The organism is Hydrotalea lipotrueae (assembly GCF_019249625.1).
GTDB lineage: Bacteria > Bacteroidota > Bacteroidia > Chitinophagales > Chitinophagaceae > Hydrotalea > Hydrotalea flava.
The window spans coordinates 1-10,714 of sequence record NZ_JAESDL010000042.1; the positions used below are offsets into that span (position 1 = coordinate 1).

Sequence of the window (10,714 nt, forward strand, 5' to 3'; positions counted from 1 at the left end):
AACCTTTTTTATCCGCATTTGTTCATAAACTATTGATCCCATTGTGTTCTATTCGTTTTTGAGGAACGACTAAATAAAAAAAATCTCCAACTTTTTTAGTGTCAGAATTTCTATTAAAATCCGTTTATTACTCTTTTAATGCCATGCTTCAATAATGGTACATTAAAATTGATAAGTAAACCCAATTTAAAATTTCCTAGTTTTAAATAGGTGGGTGTTTGGGCTAAATGAACATCATTTAATGCCTCTACACTTTTCACTTCTATTACCACTTTATTTTCAACTAATCAATCAATTCTATAACCACATTCTAAATGGATTTCTTCAAATACTAATTGCATAGGCTTTTGTTTTTCAATAATTAGCCCTTCTTTCAGCAAAACATACAATAAACATTCCTGATAGGCGCTTCCCAATAAACCAGGGCATAAAGCTTTATGCACTTTCATTACAGCGCCAATAATTGTATTAGAAATTTCGTTTTCTGTCATGAAAAGATGGTTAGAGTTGGTGAATGTTATTTTTTATAATTAATATTTAATTATATATAATATTATCCAAAAACACCTTTCACCATACCGCCATCAACACAAATGGTTTGCCCGGTAATATAACCTGCATCTTCGCTCATTAGCCAAATTGCTAATTGTGCAAATTGCTGTGCATTGCCCAATTTGTGAACAGGTATTTTTTCTATTTCTGTTTGTTGTATGGTTTGCCAATCAAGACCGGTTTGTTCTTGTTTCTTTTTAAAAACCCGTTCAATAGCCGGTGTGTTATGAGGCCCGGGCGCCAAAATATTAACAGTTATGCCTTTAGCTGCTACTTCATTCGATAAGGTTTTTACAAATCCGGTTACAGCCAGTCGAAAAGCCGTACTCAATACTAAATTTTCCATGGGTTGTTTTACGGTAGCACTTTCAATAAATAATAACCGGCCATATTGTTGATTTTCTAATTGAGGCAGCAATGCTTTTACCATAGCTACTTTCCAGCGCAATACAGATTGATAAGCCATATCCCAATCCTGCATTGTTGTTTCGTTAATAGTAGCTGCCGGTGGGCCTCCGGCATTCATACAAATGCCTGCTATGTACATATTTTGTATCGCATCCAATACAGTGTTCTGTGTAACCGGAAGGGTAATATCTCCGCAGATAGTGGTAACCTGTTTCGGGTAGTTGTAATACAACTGCTGCAATGCTTCCGTACTCCTGCCAAGTGCTATAAGATTAGCCCCTTTTTCCAGTAAAAGAAGCGCTATCGCTTTCCCAAGTCCTGAAGTAGCCCCGCCTACAATAAAGGTTGGTGGTAGTGAAGATGGTTGTGTCATAATTATTGATTGATGTAAGCCCAATCGGCTGCTGTTATTTTATTAGTTAGCAAAATAAAAATGAGCTGAAAAAACATACGATTGAATGAACAAAAGTTTTAGATCCTTGAAATATAAAATCAATCTTAATATTGTAAGAAGTGTTATATACATTCCGGGTAAAATTACAGAAGTATATGAATCCTTACAAAATTTATGAACCGGAGAAACATTGCTGCCTAAAACGGATAGGATATCCTGCTTTTCATGCATAATACCCCCTGCTTATTTTTAAGGATGTTTTTAAAATAAATACCTGTGCAACATCTCACATATTCTTCAATATTGCATAGTAATGAAAACAGGTACTTGGTGGCCGGGTTATTTTTTAATTTTCTTAGAAGAAATGTTATGGCTTCTCTTTTAAAGAACTTTTATTCATTGTAACGCTTAAAATTAGTGGTATATTTTACTTTTCAAGGTCTTATGGTGTAAGCGAAACTCTATATGGCTTTTAAGCAGGTGTTCTTCCCATCATTAAGTTTTGTATACTATCAATGGGAATGCGTCTAAATTGAAAAAAGTTTAAGTATGTTTAAAGCTAAAATGGCAATATTTACTTTAATCTGGTCATTGTTTTCCTGAATGTCATTTTTGAATGAGGAAGGATTGTTTTAATTTTATTCCTGCGCTTAAAATTTTGCAAATTCTTCAAATAATTATGTAACAAACAAACAGTTTTCGTGGCTACTTTTGCATTTAAAAAAAACAATTTGATATAATAATTGTAATTTTACTTTAGGCAACATGAAATATAGTTTATCATCCATACAGTTTAAAGCAATTTTCCTGTTAACCATATTCTCCCTGAATATGGTGGTGGGTTTTGCCTGTGCTATGGGGGTAGATATGGGGTTTAATGAGCACCATCATGAGGCTGAAGCGGAATTTTTTGTTCATACCAAAGGTCATCCACAACATCTGGAAGTTGTAGCACATCAACATGCGCATTCAGATTCAGACGGTAAAAATAATTGTTGTAATGATGAAGTAGTGAAAATAGTACGGGCTGATAAAGTAGTTCCACAAGTTGTTAAGCAATTAAACCCGGTATTTTCTACTGCTTTTGTAATCACTTACCCTGACACCATTATATTGCCTGCTTCACAGGTTAGTAAGTCTAACAAATATTTTGTGTGTGGTTATCACCCTCCCATTCCGGACATTCGAGTTGCTATTCAGAGTTTTCAAATATGATTTCATTTTATGTTTGTAGCATGATAAAGGCATACTTATGCCCCTACCTATTTTGTTAAACATAAAAATCAAACTAAAATGAAATCAATAATTCAGGAGCTGAAAAGCGTTATAAATATAAAAATGTTTTCAATTAAAAAATCATTTATAATGCTTGCCCTTATCGTCATGGCATTTGCTCAGAACAGCTTTTCACAAAGCAATACAAAAACACAGCCAGTTCAATTACTCAATACATATTATAAGCTTAAAGACGCTTTAGTAAGCAGTAACCCTGTATTAGCGGCAAGCAGTGCAGATGAATTGGTAAAAACCATAAATGGTGCCGATCTGCAAATAATGAATGATGCTGAAAAGGCAGGCCTGTTAAAAGAGGCTGTTGCTATTTCTCAATCAAAAGATATAAAACTGCAAAGGGAAAAATTTGTCACTTTATCGAACAATATGTTTGAGTTGGCAAAAAAAGTAAAGCTCTCTGCCGAGCCTATATACCAGCAATATTGTCCCATGAAAAAGGCTATATGGCTAAGTAATAATAAGGCAATCAAAAACCCATATTTTGGCAGTGCAATGCTTTCTTGCGGCAGCATAAAAGCAACTTTGTAATTGATTTGCCTGCATTGAACAATTCACATTTATTTTGGAAAACGCATTTTAAAATCGATATTTAAATTAAAATATAAAAATAACTAAATATGAAAATATCTATATCTTTAGCAATAATGGTTGCAATAGCAGCCACTACCTTAGCCATTGCTGCCTGCAATACCGGCAACGATAAAACAACAACATCAAAAGAAAATGATAAAACCGGCGATACATCAATGGCCATGCACCAGCAGTTAACGAACCATGCAACAGGTACACAAAATGCTGCAATGTTCCCGATCAAAGCAATCATTGCAGGTTACCTGCAAATGAAGAATGCGCTGGCAAATGATAATGCAAATGATGCCGCTGCTGCAGGTAAATCCATCGTTGAACTTTTAAATAAAGTAAATCAATCAACTCTGTCTGCTGACCAAATGAAAGCATATGCAGATTTACATGACGATATAAAAGAAAATGCAGAACATATTGGTTCAAATGCAGATAAAATTAAACACCAGCGGGAACATTTTATGATGCTGAGTAGTGATATTTCAGACCTTATAAAAGCCTTTGGTAATAACGGACAAACTTTATATAAAGATTTTTGTCCAATGGCAAACAATGGTAAAGGAGCAATATGGATTAGCGAAACCAAAGATATTAAAAATCCTTATTTGGGAAAATCAATGCCTACTTGTGGTACAATAAAAGAAGAAATGAAATAACCATGCGCCCTACAAAAAAGTATATACTCATTTCTTTAGGTGCCATTTTAGTCCTGATTCAACTGATACAACCTGCCCGAAATAAAAGCGGGCAGGTCTTTCCTACAGATTTTAGTAAAATGTATGTTGTTCCGGATAATGTACACAAACTTTTAATAAATGCCTGTTATGATTGTCACAGCAACAATACCAGTTATCCATGGTATGCTAATTTTCAGCCGGTAGCATGGTTGATGGCGAATCATATAAAAAATGGTAAAGCAAACTTAAATTTAAGTGTGTTTGGCAGCTATGCACCACGCAGGCAAATTAGTAAGCTGAGAGATATGGCTGATCAGGTTCGAGATAATGAAATGCCTTTATTGTCATATAAAATAATACACAGGAAAGCCCGGCTTTCAAAAGAAGAAAGAGTACAGCTTTCCCAATGGTTAAATAAAGTAGCCGATAGTCTTTTAGCAAAAAATTAATTTTTATGAAAACAATAAAGCAAATAATTTTTAAAATTTTTAAAGCAATTTTTATACACAAAAAAGATTGCTGCAAATAAAATTTATATTATGGAACAGCAACATCAAAACAATTTAATCAACCATGCCGGACATGCAATGGGCAATATGCAGCACACAAAAAAAACATCAATGGGTATGGCAGGGCATAATCACCATGCCATGATGATTGCAGATTTTAAAAAAAGGTTTTATGTGGTGCTTATCCTCTCCATTCCTATCATTTTGTTATCACCCATGATACAAAATTTTTTAGGAGCCAGCTGGCAATTTAAAGGATCGCAATACCTTCTGTTCGCTTTATCTACTATTGTTTTTTTATATGGTGGTTTCCCATTTTTAAAGGGATTGTTAGATGAAGTAAAAGCCAAAAGCCCGGGTATGATGTTTTTAATAGGCTTTGCCATAACGGTAGCATATATTTATAGTGTAGCCATTGTTTTCGGATTGAAGGGAATGGATTTTTTTTGGGAATTAACAACACTAATACTCATTATGTTGTTAGGGCATTGGATTGAAATGAAATCTATTGCAGGCGCTTCAAAGGAATTAGAATTATTAGTGCAGTTGATGCCAGCCGATGCACATATGGTAATGCCTGAAATGGTGCATGATGTAAAAACCGATACACTAAAAGCAAACGATATTATTTTAGTAAAGCCCGGCGAGAAGGTAGCAGCAGATGGAATAATATTAGAAGGCGAAAGCTACCTCAATGAAAGTATGCTTACAGGTGAAAGTAAACCGGTACAAAAAGCAAAAGGTGATAAAGTAATTGCCGGTTCAATCAATGGTAATGGTTCCATTAAAGTTACTGTTTCACATACGGCAAGTGATTCTTACTTATCGCAGGTTATCAGGTTGGTAGATGATGCACAAAAATCAAAATCAAACACACAGTTATTAGCAGATAAAGCAGCAAAATGGTTAACGATTATTGCATTGGTTTCAGGTATTGGCACTTTTTTATTTTGGTATTTTACGGGGCAGTCTTTGGCATTTGCAATGGAAAGAATGGTAACGGTAATTGTTATTTGCTGCCCACATGCTTTGGGTTTGGCTGTTCCGTTGGTTGTGGCAAAATCAACAGCCCTATCCGCAAAAAATGGGTTACTCATTAAAAACAGAACAGCCTTTGAAAATGCAAGAAAAATAACTACAGTAGTATTTGATAAGACGGGTACATTAACTGAAGGAAAATTCAAAGTGTCGAAAATTGTGCCGCTGCATAAGAATTTAAGCGAAACTGAAATCATTCGAATGGCTGCCGCATTGGAGCAAAACTCAGAACATCCTATTGCAACCGGTATTATGCAAAAAATAAAAGACTTAGCCATCAAAGTACCGGCCGCAGATAACTTTAAAGCCATCACAGGAAAAGGTGTTGAGGCAATAGTTGAAGGAAAAAAAATAATGATAGTTAGTCCGGTTTATCTAAAAGAAAGCAAATTGGCCGTTCCAAAAGATTTTTCTACAAACGTAAGGGAAACGGTTGTATTTGTGATAATAGATGATGAATTGGCCGGATATATTGCTTTATCAGACGAAATACGATCTGAATCGGCCGAAGCAATAAAAGTATTAAAAGAAAATAATATTAAATCAATTCTGCTCACAGGTGATAACAGCAATGTTGCTAAAAGCGTAAGTGATACTTTAGGTATGGATAATTATATTGCCGAAGTATTGCCGCATCAAAAATTAGAGGAAATTAAAGCGTTGCAAAGTAAAGGTGAATTTGTTGCCATGACAGGTGACGGTGTGAATGATGCCCCTGCATTGGCCATTGCAGATGTAGGTATTGCTGTGGGTAGTGGCAGCGATATTGCTGCAGAGACTGCCGGTATAGTTTTAGTGAACAGCAATCCAAAAGATATTGTAAGCCTGATTTTATTTGGCAAAGCTACTCATCGTAAAATGGTACAGAATTTAATTTGGGCAACAGGTTACAATGTAATTGCGTTACCATTGGCAGCAGGAATTTTATACAAACACGGTATTTTATTAAGCCCGGCAGCAGGTGCAGCTTTAATGGCTGTTAGTACAATTGTAGTTGCCATCAATGCAGGTATGTTAAAAGTAAAAAATTATTAAAAATGGAAATTGTAAATCAAAAACAACATTGGGAAAGTATCTATATAACCAAAGAAGAAAAGGGTTTCAGTTGTTTTCAGAAATATCCTAAAACTTCAAAAGAATTTCTTTCATCTTTCTACAACTGCCAATATTATTGATATCGGTGGAGGTAACAGCCATTTTGTTGATGGTTTAATTAAATTAAATTATGAAAATATTTATGTATTGGATATTTCAGTCAATGCCATTGAAAGAGCCAAAAAACGATTGGGCGAAAATGCGGCAAAAGTAAATTGAATTGTTTCAGATGATACCGGGTTTGCACCTTCAGTAAAGTTCGATTTCTGGCACGATTGAGCAGCATTTCATTTTCTGATTCATGAAGATAAAATAGAAAAATGTGTACAAATCGCAGCACAATCAATCGTATCTGAAGGCTATTTGATATTAGGAATATTTGCAAAAGCAGACATCAGAATTATAGTGGATTTGGAATAAAAGAATATTCATAAGATGCTATGGTTAAAGGGTTCGAGAACGATTTTTACAGAATAAAGTGTATCGGAGAAGCACATATCAAGCCATTCAATACGAAACAGAATTTTTTGTTTTGCAGTTTTTAAAAAAATAATACATAGAAATGAAAAAAATAATCTTAATAATATTGCTTTTTGCGTCTTATTCCTTCGCTCAGGCACAAGACATGAAAGGAATGGACATGCATCAAAAAGATATCGTAAAAAAACAGCAAATCACCTCGTATTATACTTGTGTGATGCATCCTGAAATTCATGCAGATAAACCAGGCAATTGTCCGAAGTGTGGAATGGTTTTGTATAAAAAAATAGTCAATACAGCAGCGCAAAAAACGCAATTGCCAAAGAAACAAACCATGCCGATGCCTTTAAAAGGCAGTACACAAAAACAAGACCTAAATAATATGGCAATGCCCATGCTAAAAATAGCACCTGCGAAAACCTTACAGAAAAGTGAGCCTCCAAAAACCGTGCGCTATGATTTATATGTAAGGGATACCATTGTAAATTTTACGGGTAAAGTAAAACATGCCATTGCAGTAAACGGACAGATACCCATGCCAACTCTTACTTTTACCGAAGGTGATACAGCAGAAATTTATGTACACAATGAACTCAATGAACCAACAGGATTGCACTGGCATGGTTTGTATGTACCCAATAAGGAAGATGGTGTTCCCTATCTTACCCAAATGCCTATTCAACCCCACACTACCTATCTATATAAGTTTCCAATCATTCAAAATGGCACCCACTGGTATCATAGTCACTTTGGATTGCAGGAACAAATAGGTATGTACGGATCATTGATTCTTAAAAAGAGAAATGATGATACCAGTTTCCGGCGGAGTATAGATGACTTGCCCGCAATTCCAATCGTATTAAGTGATTGGGCAGACATGAATCCCAGCGAAATTGATCGTAGTCTGCATGCAGCAACTGATTGGTTTGCAATAAAGAAAGGGACTACACAAAGTTATATTGAAGCCATTAAAAGTGGAAACTTTAAAACAAAACTAACCAATGAGTGGAAACGGATGAATGCAATGGATGTAAGTGATGTTGCTTACAACAAGTTCTTCATTAATGGGAAAAGTGAAAGTGAAATGCCACAGTTCAAGGCGGGCGATAAAGTCAGGCTTCGAATCTCAAACGGGTCAGCTTCTACTTATTTCTGGCTAACCTATTCAGGTGGTAAGATTACGGTAGTAGCGAACGATGGTAATGATGTAGAACCGGTTGAGGTTGATCGATTGATAATAGGGGTTTCAGAAACCTATGATGTCGTGGTAACAATACCTGACAATATGCAGTATGAATTTTTGGCAACGCCGGAAGACCGTACTAAATCTGCGTCATTATGGTTGGGCAGGGGTATGAAAATGCCAGCGAAAAAATTGCCTAAACTCAAATACTTTGCAGGAATGAAAATGATGAATGACATGATGGATATGAAGGGCAATATGGTTCAGATGGAAGGCATGAATATGCAAAATCAGGAGATGGATATGAATACGGTAATGTACCCGGAAATAACAGGATATGACAATATAAAGAAAAATAAAAGTAATGATTCCATGCAGATGCGCAAAGGTAAACAAATGCAGATGAATCATGGCAATCAAAGTATGGCTGGTATGGATATGAATGATGATAATCCGGATATTCAAACATTGAATTACGGCATGCTACGTGCCACCCATCATACCGATTTACCTCCGGGGCCACTAAAAGAGTTGAATTTTGAATTAACCGGGAATATGAATCGGTATATGTGGAGTATCAACAATAAGGTATTATCTGAAGCCGATAAGATATTAATTAAAAAAGGTGAAAATGTTAGAATTATATTATATAATAATACTATGATGCGTCATCCCATGCATTTACATGGTCATGATTTTCGTGTACTGAATGGGCAGGGTGATTACGCTCCTTTAAAAAATGTGTTAGACATCATGCCAATGGAAAGAGATACGATAGAGTTTGCAGCAAATATGAGCGGCGACTGGTTTTTCCATTGCCATATATTATACCATATGATGAGTGGTATGGGAAGGGTATTTAGTTATGAAAATTCACCACCCAATCCGGAAATACCTAACCCAAAACTGGCACGAAGAAAATTATTTGCCGAAGGGAGAATGTTTCATACTATGGCTAGAATTGGTTTGGAAAGCAATGGGAGTGATGGGAATGTGATGCTTGCAAATACACGCTGGAAGGCAACTACCTTATGGAATCTGGGGCTAAACGATAAATTAGGATATGAAAGTGAAACTATGTTTGGCCGTTACCTTGGCAGAATGCAATGGTGGTTTCCTTACATTGGGTTTGATTATCATTATAAAGTAGAAGGCGGACCAAAAAATATTTTTGGTAGCGAAAAAAAGAATTGGTTTGGTCAAACAAGTGATAAACTAGATCGTCATACAATAGTAGCCGGTATTGCTTACACGCTGCCTTTGTTGTTTGTAGCTGATGCAAGAATTGATGGTAATGGTAAATTCCGGTTTCAGTTAAGCAGAGAAGATGTACCCATTAGTAAACGCCTGCGTTTTAATATGATGATAAATACTGATAAAGAATACATGGCAGGTTTCCGGTACATTGCCACCAAATATATTTCTTTATCTACTCATTATGATAGTGATATGGGTTTGGGTGCCGGGTTAACAATTACTTATTAATATATTATACTATTAACGTGTAGTGCTATTAAGCTCTGAAAAGCTTGCTGGGCATAAGTTTCAATAAAATAGGCTCAACAGCCATTAGTTATACAGCGTTTACTGAAACACCATTAGGCAATAAGTTTCAAGCGAAAACTGATTTTAATAGCACAACACGTTATACTATTAATATTTTAAAAAAAATAATTTAATATAATCAGAATTATATTATTTCAGACTATAATTAATGATGCGTAATAATAATACAGGTTGACTTGTTCGAAAAACCAACATGGGCTTAATGCTTAATATTACACAGACTAAAATCTGCTCTGTGTTAGCTGCTTGTATGTTTATTCATTGAATTGTAAAGTAAATATACTTCCTTTATAGATGATGGAATGTACCTGAATATCGCCCTTGTGTAATAGTATAATTTGATTAAAGGTAAAGCTAATTAAAAGGCAAATTATCCAATTCTTCTGATATTATTATTCATAAAATTATACATGCAACAAAATAATTATAGCAGCCAAAATATTTCATACGGACAGCGATGGAAAAATAATTTCAATGCTTCATTGAGTTTGATATTGCAAATACCCATTTTAAATGGATTGCAGGTACGTGCCAAAATAAGGCAGGCAAAAATTCATGTCTATCAATCTCCTTTTTTATTAAAAACCACCAAAACCCAATTACAGCAATCAGTTTATGGTACTTATATCAATATGCAGCAGGCATCGCAACGGTTGCATGCACTGGAACAACAATATGCTGATTTCGAAAACTCTTTCCATGCTGCCACGGTAAAATTTGAAGCAGGTATAGGCACTTAAGTAGATTGTATCAAAGCAAAAAATAACCTGGATAATACAAAAAATAACCTTATTATTATCAGGTATGATGCGTTGCTGCAGCAAAAAATATTTGATTATTACCAGGGTTTATTTTCTTTCTAATTAACCCAAGTTTCCTAAAATAGAAGCATTTGAAATAGGAATAATTTTGAGTTGCGAAAACAAAACTTCTACTC

At 35.1% G+C, this 10,714-nt stretch carries 8 protein-coding genes and 1 pseudogene; 7 read left to right on the forward strand and 2 right to left on the reverse strand.

What is annotated here, in order from left to right:
• Positions 1–113: 113 nt before the first annotated feature.
• Positions 114–491, reverse strand: a pseudogene (locus tag JK139_RS14895) (GxxExxY protein).
• A gap of 62 nt (positions 492–553) precedes the next feature.
• Positions 554–1,333 carry an SDR family oxidoreductase gene (locus JK139_RS14900; protein WP_074417939.1) on the reverse strand — a complete coding sequence of 260 codons (780 nt, stop codon included), beginning with the start codon at positions 1,331–1,333 and terminating at the stop codon, positions 554–556.
• A gap of 786 nt (positions 1,334–2,119) precedes the next feature.
• Between JK139_RS14900 and JK139_RS14905 the strand changes: the two genes are divergently transcribed.
• The 7 genes from JK139_RS14905 (at position 2,120) to JK139_RS14935 (ending at position 10,517) form a co-directional block, all read left to right on the forward strand.
• Entirely contained in the window at positions 2,120–2,569 is a 450-nt protein-coding gene (locus JK139_RS14905; protein WP_218332015.1) for a hypothetical protein, read from the forward strand.
• Positions 2,570–2,647: 78 nt separating this feature from the next.
• The gene (locus tag JK139_RS14910; protein WP_228733261.1) at positions 2,648–3,175 is read left to right on the forward strand and encodes a DUF3347 domain-containing protein; all 528 of its coding nucleotides are present in this window, start codon (positions 2,648–2,650) and stop codon (positions 3,173–3,175) included.
• An 89-nt stretch (positions 3,176–3,264) separates the two neighbouring features.
• Positions 3,265–3,885 (forward strand): DUF3347 domain-containing protein, encoded by a 621-nt coding sequence (locus tag JK139_RS14915; protein WP_218332017.1) that lies wholly within the window; start codon positions 3,265–3,267, stop codon positions 3,883–3,885.
• Between the two features lie 2 nt (positions 3,886–3,887).
• The gene (locus tag JK139_RS14920) at positions 3,888–4,355 is read left to right on the forward strand and encodes a heme-binding domain-containing protein (protein WP_218332020.1); all 468 of its coding nucleotides are present in this window, start codon (positions 3,888–3,890) and stop codon (positions 4,353–4,355) included.
• Positions 4,356–4,445: 90 nt separating this feature from the next.
• Positions 4,446–6,488: a copper-translocating P-type ATPase gene (locus JK139_RS14925; RefSeq protein WP_228733262.1), complete on the forward strand. Its 2,043-nt coding sequence runs from the start codon at positions 4,446–4,448 to the stop codon at positions 6,486–6,488.
• Between the two features lie 622 nt (positions 6,489–7,110).
• The gene (locus JK139_RS14930) at positions 7,111–9,696 is read left to right on the forward strand and encodes a multicopper oxidase domain-containing protein (RefSeq protein WP_228733263.1); all 2,586 of its coding nucleotides are present in this window, start codon (positions 7,111–7,113) and stop codon (positions 9,694–9,696) included.
• Between the two features lie 491 nt (positions 9,697–10,187).
• Positions 10,188–10,517 (forward strand): TolC family protein, encoded by a 330-nt coding sequence (locus tag JK139_RS14935; protein ID WP_218332022.1) that lies wholly within the window; start codon positions 10,188–10,190, stop codon positions 10,515–10,517.
• The last annotated feature ends 197 nt before the right edge of the window (positions 10,518–10,714 follow it).